The sequence below is a fragment of the Proteus sp. G2669 genome, assembly GCF_009915245.1.
Classification (GTDB): domain Bacteria; phylum Pseudomonadota; class Gammaproteobacteria; order Enterobacterales; family Enterobacteriaceae; genus Proteus.
In genome coordinates this window covers 1-19,018 of the sequence record NZ_JAABLX010000004.1, presented here as the reverse complement: position 1 = coordinate 19,018, position 19,018 = coordinate 1, and the positions used below count along the sequence as shown (strand labels likewise).

Here is a 19,018-nt window from a genome sequence, read left to right as displayed (position 1 = left end):
ATATTTTGCGCCTATTTGGTTATGCTAGGGTATCTACTAGCCAGCAATCTCTCTATATTCAAAAGAAAGCGTTAATTGATGCTGGGGTGGCAAAGCACCGTTTATTTAGCGATAAAGGATCAGGGAGTCATATTAACCGTGATGGATTGCAGTTACTTAAAATTAAAGTTGAATGCGGTGATATTATTCTTGTGAAAAAACTCGACCGCCTCGGACGAGATACCGAGGATATGATTCAGTTGATAAAAGAATTTGACTCCATGGGTGTAGCTGTTCGATTTTTGGATGATGGTATAAGCACAGAAGGGGCAATGGGAAAAATGGTGGTCACCATTTTATCCGCGGTGGCAGAAGCAGAAAGGCAAAGAATTTTGGAACGGACAAATGAGGGTAGGCAAGAAGCTTTGCTTAAAGGGGTAAAATTTGGACGTAAGCGTTCAGTGGATCGTGAAAGAATTATTGAGCTAAAGCGAAGTGGGTGGGGAGGAACCGCAATAGCCAAAGAAATGAAAGTTGCTCGTTCTACAGTCTATAAGATCCTGAATGCAGAAACACAAAAGTAGTGTATGAGTACTGAGATAGCAGTAATGCAAAAATAAATCTAATTTAATAGATTGCAATGTACCAGAAGGAGACGTTGATATTAATATAAAATTAAATAATGGAATGAAAATAAGTACCATTTTAGTGAATTACTATATATACAAAACTTATTTTTTTTATTAAAATTAAATAAGATATATCGACAATTATGTTTTGTGGTTTTTATACGAGTTTATTATATAGAATCGAAGGGAAATATGAATAAGCAAAAAAGAATAAAAAATCTAAAACGAAAAAATAAGTATCTTACACTAAAAATAAAAAATCTAATTAAAAGTAATAGAAATGATACTGGAGTAAAGACTGAAATTAATGAAAATCCTATTGCATATTACAAATATACATCTCAAAAAGTATTTTTACTTTTATTGAAAAATAAAACAATTAAAATTACAAATCCACTTAAATTTAATGATCCAATGGACTCAACAGTTCCTACCATCGAAGTTAATAATGATTGGATAAAAAAAATAACAAATTCAATAATTAAAGAACAATATCCTGAGTACTATAATGAATTTAAATCTGAATTTAATGAAAAATTTGGCTCAGAATTTAATAAGTTAAAAAAAGAATTTGAAATTATTAATAATAAATTAATGGCAGAGTGGCCAGAATTGATTAGTAATTTTAGAGTACTTTCTTTAACAACAAAAGAAAAAAATCTATTGATGTGGTCACATTATGCTGATGAACACAAAGGAGTAGTTATTAAGTTTAAACAGAAATCATCTTTAGGAAACCCTATTAAAGTTGATTATTACAATGGGTATCAAAGTTTGAATAATTTCTTTAAAAAAACATTTGCATATATAGCAATAAGAGAAATGAATAATGAAATTTCAGAAAAAAATATAGATAATATAACAAATATAATGATAAAAATAATGCTGAATTATTTTTTTATGAAAATGTCAGAATGGAGTTATGAGAATGAATATAGAATTGTTTATGAAAAGGAACATGAAAAGATAAAAAAAATTAACAACAATCTTGATGTTCTAAATATTTCAGATGAAGACATAGAATGTGTTATAATTGGAGCATCTGTATCTCCACTTCGGATCAAACGACTAAAGTTTGTGATCAATAAAAGATTTCCAAATGCTCAGATAAAACTCTTTCGTAGAGAAGGTTGGCATTTAAAAAGTGAACAATTAAATTAATACGTAATGCAAATAGTTTAAAGAGTTATCAGAGAGATACATATTATTCTTGAATAAATTTGTTTGTTTGCGAAGAATCTTAATAAGATAATGTTAAGTAGAATTGTTATAATTATAACTAAATTAGTTGTATAGAATGGGAATTATTGGTAACTGTAAATAATAATCAAGAATACTATTATAGTATTCCAAATATTCATTATAATAAGATGTTTTTTCTGCCGTGAGAAATTTTTTAGGGTAGTTAGGTTAATCGTAATAGGCAGAACGACTCGCTTTCATTAATTTGTAATGAGCATCTGTATGGATAATTGTCCTTCTTTTCTAGGAGGGCACTGATTTTTTAAGAGTTTTTTCTCCATATTATAAGTTCTTTATTTGTTAAGCCTTAATAATTCCATTTTGTATTATAATTCAATCTACCACCGAATTTATTATCTTCGAATTTAGATTTCTAGTTAATAAAGTGATTTATCCTCGATTCCCAAAGACGAAATGACTTTTGGTGCTGAACAGCCTTGTTTGGTGACTATACGACGGCTTCTAACTTGAAGTCGGTTGTATAATTATTATGATCCATTGTGTTACTTAATATCTAAATAATATAGATTATACCCTTTTATTAAAGTGCCTTGCTTGATTAAAGGAGAGCAATTATTTGAGTATTATTTTTATATTCAGTATCATTGGTGCTTTACATTGTTTGAGTATGAGTGTAAATGAGAATAATAATTGATGATTGTGACTTTAGTTTGAGCTGTATTTCACCTTCGACTAGAAATAAATATCTTGGAGTTTATTTATTACAAGGGATCGATGACAACTTAGCTAAATTCGCGGGTGATACGATAGAAAATAAGGTGTATTTCGATGTCAAAGTCTTAGATCAAGAGCGTTTAGTGCTAGTTGGTGAGAACTGCTTGTTCAGTAATCTTAATGTTCTCAATAAAACATTAAAACTGACGGTTAACTGGGTAGAATATTCACTTATTGACTAAGTCGATATCCTGTAAAAATCCCGGATTCTCAGCATAGACTAATTCCGAATAGAGTCCTTTTTAGTTACTTCTATCAGTAATTATACATTTTTTCTGTACAGAGTCCTGTTTTTCCTTCTGATTATGCCAATTATATAGGATAGCTTCGAATATTACTTCAGCTTGTACAACTGCGGATGCCATCATGTTGTAAGAGGGCTATAATTAAACTAGTATTTAATCCGCAGATTGGCTGATCATTTAAATTGGTGGATTGAATTACACCAGAATGTACGTAAATATGACATCAATATTATTACTCAATTTCTTTAATGCATAAAAATAATTATTTTATTAATTAATTTCTCTCAAAAAACTATTGGTAGCCTTTATTATTACAATAAATTCTAAATGCAGAACTATTTATTAACCCAAGGTATAATATTTGCTCCCAGTGATTTGTCCCAAAAATAATTTTATTATTATTAACTGCATCTAAAGCAGAGTTTAGTGCGGAAGAAAGCGATATATTAAAATTCTCTATATTTGAAATTATGATATTTTCAAATTGTGTTATTTTTTCATTTGACTTTAATTTGAATCTATTTAATAAATCAAGATTGGTATAATGTCTTTCAATTAGCATGAAAATATCTTCATTAATATTATTTTCATTTCTTAATTCAAAGTTAACATTGAAAGTATTACCAATTAAATTAATATTTGCAAAAAGATATTGTAAATTAGGTAGGTCATGAGAATATAAGTTTATAAACTCAAAGTTATTATTATTATCTAACCATTTCTTTGATTTTTTGCTGTTGCATTGACTACAAGCTGGAAATAAATTTTTAGGATGTACTGCATATTCAGGATACTTCTCTTTAGGAATAATATGATCTAATGTATTTACACTATTTAAAGTGCAATACTGACAAGTATCCATATCTCTACCATTTGGTAATTTTAATAATTTATTCTTAAAAATTGTAAATGGTTTTGAACTATAATTATATAGTTTGAGTAAATCTTCTTTTTCTAAATCTGAAAAAATAAGCGATTGTTGAATAAGATTTAAAGTATTATTATCAAAAGATGTATCATAACTTTGATAATATGGATTTAATGGGTTAAATAAGTTAGATATTCTATCTTTATAATCTCCTCTATTTTTTGAGTTTATAATTGAACGTAAAAAACAGATACTAGGATCAGAATATGGAGTTAAATTAATCATTATTTTTTTTCTCCATGTTTTGTAATAAAATTGAAAGATTTAAACTAAGAGGAACTCCATCAGATTGAATAGATTTTCTAATATCATCAATACTATATCCAATTTTAATTTGATCTTCTATTTTTTTTCTAAAATATTGAGGTGTGTCTCTCGCACCGAAAATATCATCAGTAATTTTTGACAAGTTTTCACCGAATGTTTCCAATGATGGATGTGTTGCACTTAATACTTGATTTTCATTTTTCATGACAAATATATTTTTAGATAAAATTCCTTGGACAATGATTGGAGAATGGGTTGCTATGATACAGTAGGATTTAAATTTATCAGCAAGAGAATGAATGCTATTAATTAACTGAGATATGGCATTAGGGTGTAAGTGTGTTTCTGGCTCATCAAAAATTATTAATGAATCATATCTTATATTAGCAATAATTTCAGTCATAATATATAAAAAAACAGCTTGTCCTGAGCTTAGTTTTTTTATTGATTTCTCTAATTCAATACGATTAATTTCATAACCAATATTATTGTTTGATAAATCTGATATGGGTTTTATCCAAGTGTTTATTAATTCAGGAGTAAAGAACTCATTATTAATATATATCCAATTTATTAATCTTTCTTTATATATAATATTTTTCATCGAATTGAAAAAACGAATTTTTAATTCTTGTTCTGATATGTAACTTTCTTCATCTTTATTTTTTTTCTTAATCCACAATAGATGTAATTTATTTTGGATGAGTTTTCAGGAATGGAAAATTTATCAAACATACTATATGAAACAGCTATTATCTTACTAAATAGTGGAACTTTACCTGAGAATAAACTTTTATTATCATTGGCGATATCACAAGGTAATTTTGATACCAATTGTGTCTTTCCTACACCATTATTACCAATTAATGCATATATTCTATTTTTTAAAATAGAATTATCATTAAAATTAAAAGTTAATTTTAATTTGCTATCATCGTCAAAATAATCAGGTTTGAATATATACTCAAAAGAATAAAGTTGACTTAAGTCGTACTCCCTTATTCGGTGGCGGGCCTGCCTTAATAATTGCTCTTGTTCGTCATATCTAATTAAGCTATCTTTAAATTGAGATAAGTGTTCAAATGACTCTTGTATTTTAGTAAAGAAAGCTACATCATTTAGTGCTTTGAGTATTGATAATGCATCACTCTGAAATATATCGAATATATTCTTATAATATTCAAATTTTTGGCCTAATGAACAATATTTATTATCTAATTTTAAAAAATTATCTTTTATCTCATTTGTTGTGCTTATGTTCTCTTTAGATATTATTTTTAAATCTCCAATGATGTGTTCTTTTTGGTTTTTATAATAAGTTAATAGAAATTTGTTATAATTTCCGTAATCATTCCAGTTATGTTCTTCTAATTTGAAATATTCATTTTCTTTGTTTTTATTATTTTTTATTATAAATAAAATATTATTATTTTTTATGTCTTTGAATTCATCTTCATTGTTTAAGATAGATAGTACATAAATTGGTGTGTTATTTTTATCATGTCCATTTAATTGATACTCCAAGTTGTATTTTATTAAAATTGAATTTAATTTTTTATAGATGTAAGAAATTTCATTTATACCTATTTTCATTATGGATGGTGATATCAATGTATTGAGTAATAAGGCAAATAACTCATCTGATTTTAAAAAGTCAAATCTTTCAAGGAGGATATATTCTAGAGTCCAATCATTATTATTAATGTAGTGTTGATTTAAATCTCCATATGCATCTTGATAGCGAGAATCTTCAGAAGCTAAAATTTTTAAATTTAAAATAGAATCAAAAAATTTTAAAGGGGAAATATTTTTAAATAATTCAGACTCAATTGTCGCTAAAGTATTAATAATTTCTAATTTGCATTTTTTATCAATAGATATAGTAAACATTTTATTGTCTTATGTAATTAGTGTATTTTTATACATTAAAATAAATTTATGAATTATGGAAGTGATATTATTTATTTTTATGATGTGTGCTGAATTTTTTAAAAAATTGAAATAAATTATTTTAAATTTTATACATCAAACTAATATCTTCAATAACTACACTTAATTCTACTATGTGTAGAAACACTTCCCCATTGCCCCCTAACCAACAATCCATCAAAGTCGGACTCTTTGTAACAGAGAGTCCTTATGAACAAATCCATCTCCTTTATAATCTGTTTCACTGCCTTATTTATAACGGCTTGTACTCCCAAAGAAAAACTTCAACAACCTGAAACTGAACCTAGTCCCATTATTCTCAATAAAAACACTCAAATAGCACAGGCCGATCTCTATTCAACGACACCAAAAGTTGTGCGTTATGATCGCTATTTATTAATAAATACATCCCCAACATTGGCTCAACGCGAACTACTAGAGCAAGTAATTGATATTCATATCCCAACTTCTCAACGTTCCACAGTGAGTGGCGCAATGCGTTATGTTTTACAACCTTCAGGATATTCTTTATGTAAGACAACACCGTCTAATCAAGTGCTCTATAATCAAAAACTCCCCGTTGTGCATCATCAATTAGGGCCTATGCGTTTAAAACAGGCTCTACAAGTATTAGCAGGTGTTGCATGGCAACTTGAGATTGATGGTGTTCAACGAATTGTTTGTCATTCATTACGTGAAGGCTATCAATTACCACCAGAAACACCCATAAACTCAACACTATCGGCTAATAGGATGTTGAAATGAAAATGCAGCCTATATTGAATTCTCAATTTCTAGTCTTATTGGGTATTAGTGTGTTGACAGTGTCAACAGAAGGAATGGCAAATCAAAGTCAGCATCAAGTTTTAAAAACAGAGCAACAAACATCAGAGCAATCGCTTATCGCTGAAAATGCTCAAGAATGGAAATTAACAGGGAAAGAATGGCAACGCTATGAAATGCTAAAAAAGAGGAAACGAGGGCTGTTTTCACCGAACTTAGATCCTTTAACTTTATTAGGCATTGAAGCGCGTAATTATGAAGAGCGACGTTATTTCGCTGAATTAGTGGTGAAGCAAGAATTTCAGCGCGTTGAAGCGGAATTGGCTTTTCAGCGAGAAGTTAATCAAGCGTGGCTTCGACTTTATCCTGAAATCTTACCGATTCAACATGAAATAAGAGAAAATCGTCAGGCTTTATTTGTGAAAGAAAATTGCCCTGTTTGTGATGTAAAGCTCACTCAACTTATCAAACAAAATCAACCTATTGATATCTATTTAGTGGAAAGTGCGGGGAAAGATAATGTGATTCGACATTGGGCTAAAAAACATCATATTCCTATCGAAAAGATAAGAAATCGGCATATCACATTAAACCATGATAATGGGATATGGCTAAAACATGGCAATGGAATGATGCCAGTCGTTTTACAACAAGGAGTGCAGGGATGGCAAAGAGCCGATTAGTTTTTCTATTTATTTCCGTTGGAATATCTCCTAGTTTTGCAGAAGTAATACCGTCACTCAATACGGAACAAACCGAATTAATTGTTGTTGCTGATTTAGGTGGGCAATCGACCGAAAACTATTTTCAAGCAATATCATCATCTGATGGTGAATATAAAGTTTCATCCCCTTCCGATGTGTTGACACTGTCAACACCCAGCCTAGTTAGCTTATTGCCTGTGAGTACACCAGAATTAACACCGGGCTATCAACCTAACCAAACTCTAAATTTAAGCGGAATGTCACCGCTGTTTTTAATTGGTGACGATGATTTTTCTCGACGTTGGTTAACAGAGAAAAGGGAACAACTGATTGAGCTTAATGCAGTGGGCTATGTTGTCAATATTGATACTGAAACGGCATGGAATGAGCTAAATGAATTAGCACAAGGACTGACATTATTGCCCGTTTCAGGAAGTGATCTAGCCCTAAGATTAGCACTTACACACTATCCTGTGTTAATCACTGATAAGGGATCAGAACAATGAGTGATCGCTATGTCATTGAAGCCTTATTACGTCCTGCGGTTGAGTTTAATACCGCTGTCGTGACAGCGTGTGCAAGTTATCTTTGTATTACTGCACCTTGGGCAGTAGCTTTAGCTCCATCTGTTAGTTATGTCACGGCATCAGGATTTGCTATTTTATCAATAAGGCGAGTTATTCAAGGGAGTCGTGTTTTACGTTATCGCCGTAATATTCGTCGTTTAAAACGTTATGCGATGTCGAGTAAAAATATTCCTATAAGCCACCATCAACTCTTCTTAGGAAAAGGATTCTTATGGGAACAAAAACATACACAACGATTACTCGATACGTTACGACCTGAAGTCGCTAAATATATTCGTCCACCTAAGCTGTATCGTGTGGCTCGTCAATTTGAACAACGCTATGAGTATCATTTCCCGTCACTATGTTCATTATTAGCATCCGATTCGATATTTAATTCCGTTCGCCCATTACCACCCGTTGGCGGAAACCCTGCTATACATGGGATTGAGTTAAAAGAGATAAATGTCTCTATGAGCTTAAGTGAACGAGTAGGGCATATGTTGGTGCTAGGTACTACGCGAGTGGGTAAAACACGTTTTGCTGAGTTACTGATCACACAAGATATTCAGCGAGGTAATGTCACCATTGTTTTCGATCCTAAAGGTGATGCTGATTTATTAAAACGAATGTATGCCGAAGCGCATCGAGCTGGGCGAGATAATGAGTTTTATGTTTTTCACCTTGGATGGCCAGATATCAGTGCTCGTTATAATGCCGTTGGACGTTTTAGTCGGATTTCAGAAGTCGCCTCGCGTATTGCAGGTCAATTAAGCCATGAAGGAAGTAGTGCGGCATTTAAAGAATTTGCATGGCGCTTTGTGAACATTATTGCCAGAGCATTGGTTGCATTAGGACAACGACCTAGCTTTAGTATCATTCAGCGCTATGTGAATAATATCGAATTATTATTTGAAATCTATGCTGAGTATTGGCTAACAAAGCATAAGCCTGAGTTATGGCAACTCATTGAAAACCTCACCCAGATATTAGATGAACGTGATATTCCTCGATATATGGAAGGGCGTTCCTTGCGTGTTGTTGCAATTGAACAAGTGCTAAATGGTAATGAAGGAAAAGCGATATTCGATCCGATATTAGAGAGCTTACGCTCTTCTGTTCGTTATGACAGAAAGTATTATGACAAGATAGTGGCAAGTTTATTGCCATTATTAGAAAAACTGACTTCAGGAAAAATCGCTGAATTAATTTCCCCTGATTACGCAGATATCTCTGATCCTCGCCCTATTTTTGATTGGCTACAGGTGATACGCAAAAAAGGCATTGTGTATGTGGGATTAGATGCCTTATCTGATCCTGAAATCGCTACGGCAGTAGGTAATGCCATGTTTGCTGATTTAGTGAGTGTTGCCGGGCATATTTATAAGTTTGGCATTAATGATGGTTTACCGAATGCAGATGAAAAAAAGGTATCAATTTGTCTACATTGTGATGAATTCAATGAATTGATGGGGGATGAGTTTATTCCGTTGATCAACAAAGGTGGTGGTGCCGGAATTGAAGTGACGGCATATACGCAGACTTTACCTGATATTGAGGCGCGAGTGGGGAGTGTGGCAAAGGCTGCACAGGTTGTGGGTAATTTTAATAGTGTGGTGATGTTGCGAGTGCGACATACTGAAACCGCGGAGCTATTGACGAAGCAATTACCCGAAGTTGAAGTGTATACCAAGATGCTGATTTCAGGAGTAACCGATATTTCTAATGCTGATATGGGCGGTGATTTTACTTCGAATACACAGGATAGGGTCAGCACAGTTAGAACGCCTTTAATCACGCCAGCAAATATTATCAATCTACCTAAAGGACAAGCTTTTGCATTATTAAATGGAGGGCAACTTTGGAAATTAAGAATGCCATTACCTTCAGATAAAGCAGATCCGTTAATGCCTGAAAGCATGAATCAAATTGTGGATTATATGCGACAACATTATAGAACGAGTGATACCTGGTGGTCTGATAGCATTCTCGCCAATCAGTAAATTTGAAACATGATATGTCGCAGATAAATACATCATCTACATTATCGCCAACATCACCAAAAAAACGTGGTTTTTTTACCACATTATTGTGGGATATACCTTGGCAGATTATTGGTGTTTTGTTGGCTTCACTTTTGTTTAGTTTGATATTGGAATATATTGGTATTTTCTTCTTTTGGGCGGAAGAGGGAGCACAACATAGTTACCAAATCATGCTGATTGAACGAACTTATTTTGCTGAGAGTTTTACACAAAGTATATTTTTATCCTCACCAGTAATAACAGTAATTTATTGGATCACTGATTTTTCGCAATGGATGCAGGATAGTTTGCTGAAAATACCATTATCTTCCATAAGAACGGGTAATGGTGTTACTGATGGGATTAATGTAGAAGTAATAAAAGCGATTCAAGCAGGAGAACAATATCTACTCGCGACATTCTTTGTTTTACAAATCGTGATGATGCGAGTCACGATCCTCGTGCTATCAATTCCATTGTTTATTTTGGTGATAATAGTCAGCGTTGTTGATGGTTTGGTCAGACGTGATTTACGTCGATATGGTGCAGCTTATGAATCGAGCTTTCTTTATCATCATGCAAAACGAATAATCAAGCCTGCAATTTATATTCCCTGTGTATTATATTTATCCCTGCCATTTGCAGTTTATCCGAATATCTTGTTGTTACCTTCTACCTTGTTGATAGGGATAGCTATTTCTGTGACAGTGGGGAGCTTTAAGAAGTATTTGTAGGGATTATTCCTTTTTATTAATTAAAATGCGATGGAAAGAATATGGTAACGAAAAAAAGAATATCGGTGATACCAGAACTTTCTTTTTTCCAAACACCGCAAATTATTCAGATTCGAGAAGATGGAAGTATAGTTAGCACTGCTTATAGTCGTAGTGGAAAAGAAGTGACTTTTATTACTCCAAAAGGAAAAAGGATCAGAGCATCACAGAATGAAGTTTTTAATACTTTATTGAAATCTATAAAATAAATATTTATTGGATGCAGAAAGAGAGCGTTTAGGCTCTCTTTTTGTATATATGGCGTAAATAGTGTGTTTTTATTACAAAATCAGTTTCTGATTACTCAATTTTTTATAGAGATGACCATTTTTGTAACAGTAGAGGGTTTTAATAAGTATTTATAAAGGGCGCGATAAATAGTAGTAACGAAATTTGAAAGGAAGAATGCTTTGTTAATTTTTCACATAAGATTAAAAAGTAAAAGGAGAACCTAAGTTCTCCTTTTGATATTTCTCTACGACAACAATGAGTGTTGAAGGATTAGCCGCTGCCTAATCGACTGATACTTGCTCTTTACAAGCTGACCTCAGTCAGGTGCTTACGCGGGTCTCATCTGGATTTTAAGAGCGGGGAGACTCAAGCACACTCTATAGCGCCTTTATACCCGTTTATCTTGATATTATCAAGTCTTTTTGTTTTGCCGTTTTATTGAGCTGAATAGGCAAATAGCATGTATAATGGCGTTTGGATACTGTTGTGCAATGATATCTCTAGCTGTAGTTAATGTTGTTCCTGTAGCCATAAGATCATCGACAAGCAATATTCTTATTTTTTCAGTATTGGATGATGATGGTGTACTTAAAACAAATGGTGGGAATATATTCCTAAATTCAGTAGGGATACTTTTTAGTGAAAATCCTCCTTTAAGTCCAACTTCTTTTGCTTGTAATTTAATTTTGAAACTAAGACTTTTAGTCTCCTCTATATTAACATCCGCTCTATCGAGAAGTTGAAAAGCATTATCGACTGTTATTTTTCTTAAAATATCAGTTAAATGTGTGGCATTAAATTTTTTTGCTAAACGTTTTGCGATAATATGGCTAATATTATGGGCTGAAGGCATTGATATTATTAATTGATATCCTTTAGGTTCTAATTCCATAAATTTATTGCAAATAACTTTGAAGCTATCATTGAGTTTTTTTATGCTAGAAATGTTTGTATATAAATCATCCTTTTTTTTCAAAGCATAAATCAAAGGACAGTTATCTCCCAGTTGACGTTGTTTTCTATTACGTCTTCTTTTACCTGAAAGGAATTGTCTTTTAAAAATAGCATAAATTTTTAAGCCATTGGTATAATCAATAGTTGGATTCCCTTCAGGCTGGGTTATTAGCCATTCAGGGCAATCATGATCGACAATAACACATAGCTCTTTAATTATTAACCCCATAAATATATATACCATTTTTAGAAGAGAAGAAAAGTATAACAGAGAGAAAATAGCAGAGCTATATTCAAATAAGGCAATGTATTATTTAGAGTAATATTTTTATATTAAGAATTTAAATTTAATTGACTAAGTTAAATGGAAGTAAATTTATATATTTTAAAATATAATAATTATTAAAATCAAAATCCCTTTCCCATAATGAATTTATTCGTTATGGGAAAGGGATTAAACAACTCACGCAGTGAGGCGTTAGTTCCCTATAAAACTCCCACTTTCCCATTTCTGTTTTTCTACTGCTTAGCCAGTTTTTTCCTGCCACTCTGCCTTCTTTTATACGACAGTATCTAAGAAGGTCTATTTATGCGAATTGTTCAAATGCGAACGTGGTGTTTATTGGGGCTATTAATAACACCATTAGCCTATGCCTCTGAATCAGATGAACTTGTTTTAGCTATAAAACAACTCGATTACCTTGATGCTAGATTAGCTTCAGCTCATGTTGAAGCCCTTAAACGTGAACAACCCACGCGTTTCTACTTGGATTATCAACAAATCAAACAGGATATTGAAGTAATACGCCAAGGACTTAAACACTATCTTAATCCCTCTCGTGCCCAGCCAAGCGCTTTAATTCCTTTTTCAGAACAATACCGCAAGAGCATCATCCATGAGTGAAGCACAAATTAATGCATTCAACATTGCGAGTGGCAATGTCGCACCGACATCACTGCATCCTTTATTTGCTGGGATTTTGATTGCATTACTTTTGTTATGGTCTGGATGGGGATTATTGCATGTTTATCAAGGGTATGCATTGGATCGTATTACGGAGCAAGGGCTGATCCGTTTTGTTATTCGTACTGTATTGCTGATTGTTATCAGCCTCTTTTTATTTGCTCAATAGTGTTGATTCTTTTTATTTTATATAAGGATATCTCGATGTATCAAAAGGGATTATTTTCTCTACGTTTTTTTTATCACTCTCTTATTCGTAGTTTTTCGCTTTTATTATTAGGTAGCTCGATGGCTTGGGCTGATTTGCCTACGGTGGAAGGCCCTAAAAGCAGTGCAGATAAAACCTTTTATGGGCAAATTTCGGGCTACCTTAATGATGGCATTGTGCTTGGTGGTTTAATTCTTTCCGCTGTGGCGATGTTAGCGGTTGGCAATGCCATTATTGCCACTTTTGCTGAAGTGCGTGACGGTAAAGCAACGTGGGCAAAGTTTGGCATGCTTTGTGTTGTTGGTGTGATTTTAATTGTTGTCGTGATTTGGTTAGCCTCAAAAGCAGCAACCGTGTTGCTCTAAGGAAAGATATGCCAACAATTGAGTTTATGCCTGATAGGCTAAATGCTGAGCCTGTTGTTTTTCGCGGTTTTACAACGCCAGAACTAGGAATAACAGCACTGTTGAGTGTTTTGGGTGGCTTGATTATTGCTATTCCCATCATGCCTTTTTTAGGTTGGATAGTTTTGCCGACTGTATCTTTATTAATGCCATTAATCACCATTATTTTAGGGGGAAGGTTACTAGTGCGTTTTAAAAGAGGCAAACCTGAAAACTACCTTTATCGCCGTATAGAGTGGTTTTTAAGCTCATGTGGTTTGGGGAGAAATCGATTAATTTGCTGTAGCCAAGTGTTATCACTACGGCGTTTACGTTCAGTGACTTTTTATTGTAAGGAGTCACATGAGTCGATTTAAGAATGCACTCAATGCGCGTGATCATCATGTTCTCACATTAAGAGTAATATGTGGCGTTCTCTGTTTTATTGTCGCACTCGCCTTATTGGGTTGGTTCACATCACCTCGCTATTTAACTATTCATAATCCGCCTGATTTACGTTCGGGAAGCACTCGGGCTTGGTGGGAAATCCCTCCGCCAACCGTCTATGCTTTTAGCTTTTATATCTTCCAACAACTCAATAGTTGGACGAAAAATGGCGATGTGGATTATCCCTATCGGATCAATTCATTATCGGCATATTTAACGCCAAATTGTGAACTGCTATTACAGCAAGATGCGAAACAACGTAAAGATCTGGGGGAATCTCGTGATCGCGTTCGTGGCGTATCTGAAATCCCAGAACGAGGCTATAAGGAAGAGAGTGTCACGATTGTTGATCGCGATAATTGGCGTGTTCGACTTGATTTAGTCACTGATGAGTATGTAAATGCAGAACCGGTTAAACGCTCATTAGTTCGCTATCCCTTAAAGGTCGTTCGTTGGGATAAGAACCCTGAAATCAATCCCTTTGGTCTAGCATTAGACTGCTTTTTCGATATTCCTCAACGTTTAGAAGTTGTTCCCACCATCAAGGATGAAAAGAAAGGAGTGCTTCATTAATGCGCTTGAAACAACATGTATTTTTTCTGCTCTGTTTTATTGTCTTACCCGTTCAAGCTGTTGAATTAATGAAGTGGGAACGCATTCCTCTAAAAGTTACTTTGCATGTAAATGAAGAGCGTATTGTATTTATTGAACGCAATGTGCGAGTCGGTTTTCCACCTGAATTAAAAGGAAAACTGAGAATACAAAGTGCTGGCGGTGCAGTTTATTTACTAGCGAAAGCACCGTTTTCTTATACTCGTTTAGTGCTTCAAGATGTTGAAAATGGTGAGATGATTTTATTAGATATTAATGCCAAACAAGGAAAAAAAGGCTTAGAGCCCGTGAAATTGGCATACCCACAAGAGAAAACGTTAGCAAAACAGCAAAATACGTCCACGAATAAACGCCCAAAAATACCACCGATCCCTATTGCGTTAACCCGTTACGCTTCACAAAGTCTGTATGCACCTCTTCGTACCCTTGAGCCATTGATAGGTGTGTATTCTCTTGCCATGCCATCACCTGAAAAACTGACATCATTACTGCCAAGTGAAAGTATTGAGATAAAACCATTAGGTGCATGGGGATTGCAAGGTTACAGCGTAGTGGCACTCAGTTTACGTAATCAACGAGCGCAAGAGGTATTGCTTAACCCTAAAGATCTACAAGGTGATTTTTATAGCGCAACTTTTCAACATAGTTGGTTAGGTGCAAAGGGAACACCTGAAGATACCACGGTTGTTTACTTGGTGACAAAAGGGCGTTTAGAGAATGCTTTTCTTCCTGAATTAACCATAAAGGAAGATTAAGTTATGCAAATAAGCTCAAATATCTTACTGAAGGTAATCGTTCCTGTCGTGTTATTGGTCGTGATTATGGTAAGCGTAAAGTCTTGCGATCACACTCAATCATCACAAGAGACAACTCGCCATTCTTCAATAACAGATTTAACACAAGAAGAATTACGCATTCTGGGTATTGAAGGTGATACAGCGCAAGACACCTTACGTACCTTGCTAGGGCGAATTAAAGCCATACAAATCAATCAGGAGAAATTAGAAAGACAAAGTAAGGCGTTACTGACTGAAAATACGCAGTTAAAAAACAGAAGTGATAATGTAGAAAGTCGAATTCATGAGGCAGTGACGAAAGCACAAGAGGAAGGTAATTTAGCCCAGCAAACGCTTTATCATGAACAGCAACGATTGGCTGATTTATTGGATATTTTAATTAATGAACAACAAAACATTAAGGCAAAGGAGACTGAATTACCCGTTGGTTTAGCGCTTGAGCAAACTGATCAACAAACAACACTCTGGATTGATCCTTTAGAGGGGATAGCTTATGAAAATAATGCAAAGCCGATAAATGGCACAAGTACATTTCAGTATCCTACAGCGTTTCGTCAATTAGATGATAATGAAATCAGCCGACAAAAAGCAAAGCTCGATCTTACGGCGAAAAAACAACAACACATTCCAGCTACAGAACATCCTGTTTATACCTTACCTGAAAATGCTACGCTGATGGGAAGCCAAGCGATGACGGCATTACTCGGTCGAGTGCCGATAGACGGTAAAGTCACCGATCCCTACCCGTTTAAAATCCTTATTGGTAAAGAAAATCTCACCGCAAATGGTATTGAATTACCTGATGTTGAAGGTGCTGTGGTTTCAGGCACAGCAACAGGCGATTGGGTATTATCTTGCGTTCGTGGTGATATTCATTCCATTACCTTTGTGTTTAAAGATGGCTCAATTCGTACTGTGCCTAAATCGGCAACATCAACAGATGGACGCCATGATAAATCGCAAGGGGGAAGTATCGGTTGGCTCTCTGATGAACAGGGCGTACCTTGCCTCTCAGGTTCTCGTAAAAGTAATGCCTCCACTTATTTACCGACTTTATTTGCACTTTCTGCCAGTAGTGCTGCATCGTCGATGATGGCGGAAAGCCAAACCACAAAAGCAAGTGACGGTTTATCAGTGATGAATTCATTAACGGGGAATGCAGGGAAGGCAGTATTAGGTAAAGCGCTATCGGGAGGAACTAACGAAATTGCAGAGTGGGTCAAAGCGCGATATGGCCAAATGTTTGATGCGATTTATGTGCCTCCTGGTGCACGAGTTGCGGTACATATTACTCGTACCATTCCTATCGATTATGAAGCGCAAGGACGTAAAGTTAAATACGATTTCGATATAAGCCAGCAGAATGAATTGGACTAAGGATGGTTAATGAAAGGAACTCATTTATCGTTAATAATGATATTACTATTAACAGGTTGCAGTACTTCTAAAGAGGAGATTTTACCCACAGGTAACAATACCATGCGTGATATTTGGCAAAGCAAAGTGGGTGAAATAAAGACAGAAAAAAGGCAAGAAAGAGCCATTCAGCGAGGCTTACTAGGATCAGATAATCCGCCTAATCATCTTATCAATAAGAGTGAGATCCAACAGGCTAAAAAGCATATCCAGCATCACTTCCCTCGTTTACCTAATCCCGATATGGTGATCTATATTTATCCGCATTTTGTGGGTTCTGAGCCTACGCCTATTCCCAGCTATAGCACGGTTTTTCCTTTTTATAGCAAAGTGCAATATGCCTTACCCAATGAACGATTGGAGGCTTATTGATGAAAAAGAGTGGTAAATTAACACAACAAGCCGTGAAGTCACTTTACCCTAATTATGCCTCATTTATTGATTTTCTCCCTTGGGTTGAATATTTACCCAATAGCCAATGTTTATTGTTGGATGATGGAGTCTCTGTAGGGGCGGTTTTTGATGTTATTCCTATGGGCACAGAAGGCAGAACTGAAGCAAGATTAGAAGAAATTCGCGATATTGTGGAAGATGCTTTTCAAGACAGTTTTGAAGAGCGCGATAGTCATCCTTGGGTGATCCAATTTTTTTGCCAAGATGAAGTCGATACATCAGGATATCTCGATAAATTACGTCATTACATTAAACCGTGGGCACAAGATTCTGCTTTTACAACGGCATATTTACAGGTCATTGAACGGCATATGCGCGGGCTTGCAGTACCTCAAGGCTTGTTTGTTGATAAGGCGGTAACAGGAGCATCGTGGCGAGGTCAGCAACGACGCACTCGTATGGTGATTTATCGTTATGTTAACCCGAATTCAATAGAGCCTTTCTCACCTGAAGAACAACTCAATCAAGTCTGTGAGCGTTTATCTTCCGCGCTGTTAGGTGTGTAGTGGTCAACTAAAACTGGCCATCGTTTTAGAGTTTTTCCAGTATCTCTTTTCGGATTCGTTTGGTGATAATCCTCCGTTATATTCGTGAGGTCTGTGTACGCTGTAATACCCGACAATATAGTCCGTTATTGCATGGACAGCATCACTAAAACTTATGTAGCCAGTCATGGGTACCCACTCGTTCTTCAGGCTCCTAAAGAAGCGCTCCATTGGACTATTATCCCAGCAGTTTCCGCGTCTACTCATACTTTGTTTGATCCGATATCTCCATAGTAACTGCCGAAACTGATTACTTGTATAGTGGCTACCCTGATCACTGTGGAACATCATCCCTGCTGGTTTATCCCGAGTTTCCCACGCCATTTTCAGCGCTTTGATGGTCAATCGACTGTCCGGAGAGAACGACATTGCCCAGCCCACCGGTTTTCTGGCGAACAAATCGAGAACAACGGCGAGATACGCCCAGCGTTGGCCTGTCCAGATATAGGTGACATCGCCACACCACACTTGATTGGGCTCAGTCACTGCAAATTGACGTTCGAGATGATTCGATATAGCAATATGTTCTTGTCCGCCACGTTTGTAGCGGTGTTTCGGTTGTTGACAACTTACAAGGCCGAGCTATTTCATGAGCCTACCGGCAAGCCAACGCCCCATTGGGAAGCCCTTGAACGTTGCCATTATGGCAATACTCCTTGCCCCAGCAGAGCCATGGCTGATGTTGTGTAGTTCCTGAACTTGACTGCGCAATACGGTGCGTCTTCTATCAGGCTGAATAGGACGGGCATTCCAGTATTTATAACTGCTGCGATGAACCCCGAATACATGGCAGAGAGTGGTTACGGGATAACGCGCCCTGAGCTTTCCGATTAACGTAAATTGTTCAGGGAGTCTGACATCAAGAGCGCGGTAGCCTTTTTTAATATTTCATTTTCCATTTCAATACGTTGAAGTTTCTTTTTGAGTTCACGTATTTCAATTTGCTCTGGCGTGATGGGAGAGGCTTTCGGCGTTTTGCCAGCCCGTTCATCGCGCAACTGTTTTACCCATCGGGTCATAGTGGAAAGACCGATATTCATGGCTTTAGCTGCATCAGCAACAGTGTAGTTCTGATCAACAACTAACTGAGCAGATTCATGTTTAAATTCTGCACTGAAATTTCGTTTTTTCATTAAGGCACCTTTATTGTTTGAGGTAAGCATATCACCTCTATTCAGGTGGCCAAATTTATTAAACCACTACA

At 35.3% G+C, this 19,018-nt stretch carries 21 protein-coding genes and 2 pseudogenes; 18 read left to right on the top strand and 5 right to left on the bottom strand.

Going from position 1 to position 19,018, the window contains the following annotated elements:
- The first annotated feature begins 5 nt into the window (after positions 1-5).
- From GWI68_RS00170 to GWI68_RS00160, 3 genes are all read left to right on the top strand, one after another.
- Positions 6-563: a recombinase family protein gene (locus tag GWI68_RS00170; RefSeq protein ID WP_166539042.1), complete on the top strand. Its 558-nt coding sequence runs from the start codon at positions 6-8 to the stop codon at positions 561-563.
- Positions 564-800: 237 nt separating this feature from the next.
- On the top strand, positions 801-1,769 hold the full coding sequence (locus GWI68_RS00165) for a DUF2971 domain-containing protein (RefSeq protein WP_166539041.1): 969 nt from the start codon (positions 801-803) through the stop codon (positions 1,767-1,769).
- A gap of 719 nt (positions 1,770-2,488) precedes the next feature.
- Entirely contained in the window at positions 2,489-2,767 is a 279-nt protein-coding gene (locus GWI68_RS00160; RefSeq protein WP_166539040.1) for a hypothetical protein, read from the top strand.
- 355 nt (positions 2,768-3,122) lie between these two features.
- On the opposite strand, the gene GWI68_RS00155 is transcribed toward GWI68_RS00160, so the two are convergent.
- Genes GWI68_RS00155 through GWI68_RS00150 form a run of 3 tightly spaced genes read right to left on the bottom strand, consistent with a single transcriptional unit; the run spans position 3,123 to position 5,915 of the window.
- Complete coding sequence (locus GWI68_RS00155) at positions 3,123-3,983, bottom strand: HNH endonuclease (RefSeq protein WP_166539039.1); 861 nt, start codon at positions 3,981-3,983, stop codon at positions 3,123-3,125.
- Positions 3,976-4,629 (bottom strand): AAA family ATPase, encoded by a 654-nt coding sequence (locus GWI68_RS20125; RefSeq protein WP_243733270.1) that lies wholly within the window; start codon positions 4,627-4,629, stop codon positions 3,976-3,978. Before GWI68_RS20125 ends, GWI68_RS00155 begins: the two co-directional genes overlap by 8 nt.
- A gap of 20 nt (positions 4,630-4,649) precedes the next feature.
- Positions 4,650-5,915, bottom strand: coding sequence for a hypothetical protein (locus GWI68_RS00150; RefSeq protein ID WP_208105074.1), 1,266 nt, complete (start codon positions 5,913-5,915; stop codon positions 4,650-4,652).
- Positions 5,916-6,164: 249 nt separating this feature from the next.
- On the opposite strand from GWI68_RS00150, the gene GWI68_RS00145 reads away from it, so the two are divergent.
- From GWI68_RS00145 to GWI68_RS00120, 6 genes are read left to right on the top strand one after another with little or no spacing between them, the layout of a single operon-like run.
- Positions 6,165-6,719 (top strand): PilL N-terminal domain-containing protein, encoded by a 555-nt coding sequence (locus GWI68_RS00145; RefSeq protein ID WP_166539038.1) that lies wholly within the window; start codon positions 6,165-6,167, stop codon positions 6,717-6,719.
- Positions 6,716-7,420, top strand: a complete 705-nt coding sequence (locus GWI68_RS00140) for a TIGR03759 family integrating conjugative element protein (RefSeq protein WP_166539037.1) — start codon at positions 6,716-6,718, stop codon at positions 7,418-7,420. The genes GWI68_RS00145 and GWI68_RS00140 overlap by 4 nt, the downstream gene beginning before the upstream one ends.
- Positions 7,402-7,947 (top strand): integrating conjugative element protein, encoded by a 546-nt coding sequence (locus tag GWI68_RS00135; RefSeq protein ID WP_166539036.1) that lies wholly within the window; start codon positions 7,402-7,404, stop codon positions 7,945-7,947. Before GWI68_RS00140 ends, GWI68_RS00135 begins: the two co-directional genes overlap by 19 nt.
- The gene (gene traD, locus GWI68_RS00130) at positions 7,944-10,010 is read left to right on the top strand and encodes a type IV conjugative transfer system coupling protein TraD (RefSeq protein ID WP_166539035.1); all 2,067 of its coding nucleotides are present in this window, start codon (positions 7,944-7,946) and stop codon (positions 10,008-10,010) included. Before GWI68_RS00135 ends, traD begins: the two co-directional genes overlap by 4 nt.
- A 14-nt stretch (positions 10,011-10,024) precedes the next feature.
- The gene (locus tag GWI68_RS00125; RefSeq protein WP_166539034.1) at positions 10,025-10,765 is read left to right on the top strand and encodes a TIGR03747 family integrating conjugative element membrane protein; all 741 of its coding nucleotides are present in this window, start codon (positions 10,025-10,027) and stop codon (positions 10,763-10,765) included.
- A gap of 41 nt (positions 10,766-10,806) precedes the next feature.
- Positions 10,807-11,013, top strand: coding sequence for a hypothetical protein (locus tag GWI68_RS00120; RefSeq protein ID WP_115370429.1), 207 nt, complete (start codon positions 10,807-10,809; stop codon positions 11,011-11,013).
- Between the two features lie 434 nt (positions 11,014-11,447).
- Here the strand turns inward: GWI68_RS00120 and GWI68_RS00115 are convergent, their stop codons facing one another.
- On the bottom strand, positions 11,448-12,218 hold the full coding sequence (locus tag GWI68_RS00115; RefSeq protein WP_166539033.1) for a phosphoribosyltransferase: 771 nt from the start codon (positions 12,216-12,218) through the stop codon (positions 11,448-11,450).
- Positions 12,219-12,578: 360 nt separating this feature from the next.
- On the opposite strand from GWI68_RS00115, the gene GWI68_RS00110 reads away from it, so the two are divergent.
- From GWI68_RS00110 to GWI68_RS00070, 9 genes and pseudogenes are all read left to right on the top strand, one after another.
- Positions 12,579-12,893 carry an RAQPRD family integrative conjugative element protein gene (locus GWI68_RS00110; protein WP_166539032.1) on the top strand — a complete coding sequence of 105 codons (315 nt, stop codon included), beginning with the start codon at positions 12,579-12,581 and terminating at the stop codon, positions 12,891-12,893.
- On the top strand, positions 12,886-13,122 hold the full coding sequence (locus tag GWI68_RS00105) for a TIGR03758 family integrating conjugative element protein (RefSeq protein ID WP_166539031.1): 237 nt from the start codon (positions 12,886-12,888) through the stop codon (positions 13,120-13,122). Before GWI68_RS00110 ends, GWI68_RS00105 begins: the two co-directional genes overlap by 8 nt.
- Positions 13,123-13,157: 35 nt before the next feature.
- On the top strand, positions 13,158-13,526 hold the full coding sequence (locus tag GWI68_RS00100; RefSeq protein WP_166539030.1) for a TIGR03745 family integrating conjugative element membrane protein: 369 nt from the start codon (positions 13,158-13,160) through the stop codon (positions 13,524-13,526).
- An 8-nt stretch (positions 13,527-13,534) separates the two neighbouring features.
- Complete coding sequence (locus GWI68_RS00095) at positions 13,535-13,921, top strand: TIGR03750 family conjugal transfer protein (RefSeq protein ID WP_166539029.1); 387 nt, start codon at positions 13,535-13,537, stop codon at positions 13,919-13,921.
- Positions 13,908-14,564, top strand: a complete 657-nt coding sequence (locus GWI68_RS00090; protein WP_166539028.1) for a PFL_4703 family integrating conjugative element protein — start codon at positions 13,908-13,910, stop codon at positions 14,562-14,564. The genes GWI68_RS00095 and GWI68_RS00090 overlap by 14 nt, the downstream gene beginning before the upstream one ends.
- Positions 14,564-15,358 carry a TIGR03749 family integrating conjugative element protein gene (locus GWI68_RS00085; protein WP_166539027.1) on the top strand — a complete coding sequence of 265 codons (795 nt, stop codon included), beginning with the start codon at positions 14,564-14,566 and terminating at the stop codon, positions 15,356-15,358. The genes GWI68_RS00090 and GWI68_RS00085 overlap by 1 nt, the downstream gene beginning before the upstream one ends.
- Before the next feature lie 3 nt (positions 15,359-15,361).
- Complete coding sequence (locus GWI68_RS00080) at positions 15,362-16,777, top strand: TIGR03752 family integrating conjugative element protein (RefSeq protein ID WP_166539026.1); 1,416 nt, start codon at positions 15,362-15,364, stop codon at positions 16,775-16,777.
- A gap of 9 nt (positions 16,778-16,786) precedes the next feature.
- Entirely contained in the window at positions 16,787-17,188 is a 402-nt protein-coding gene (locus tag GWI68_RS00075) for a TIGR03751 family conjugal transfer lipoprotein (RefSeq protein ID WP_109402675.1), read from the top strand.
- Positions 17,188-17,763: pseudogene (locus GWI68_RS00070) on the top strand (TraC family protein); the annotation flags it as partial. The gene GWI68_RS00075 and the pseudogene GWI68_RS00070, both read left to right, overlap by 1 nt.
- Positions 17,764-17,778: 15 nt before the next feature.
- Here GWI68_RS00070 and GWI68_RS00065 read toward each other — a convergent pair.
- Positions 17,779-18,947: pseudogene (locus GWI68_RS00065) on the bottom strand (IS3 family transposase).
- Positions 18,948-19,018 lie beyond the last annotated feature (71 nt).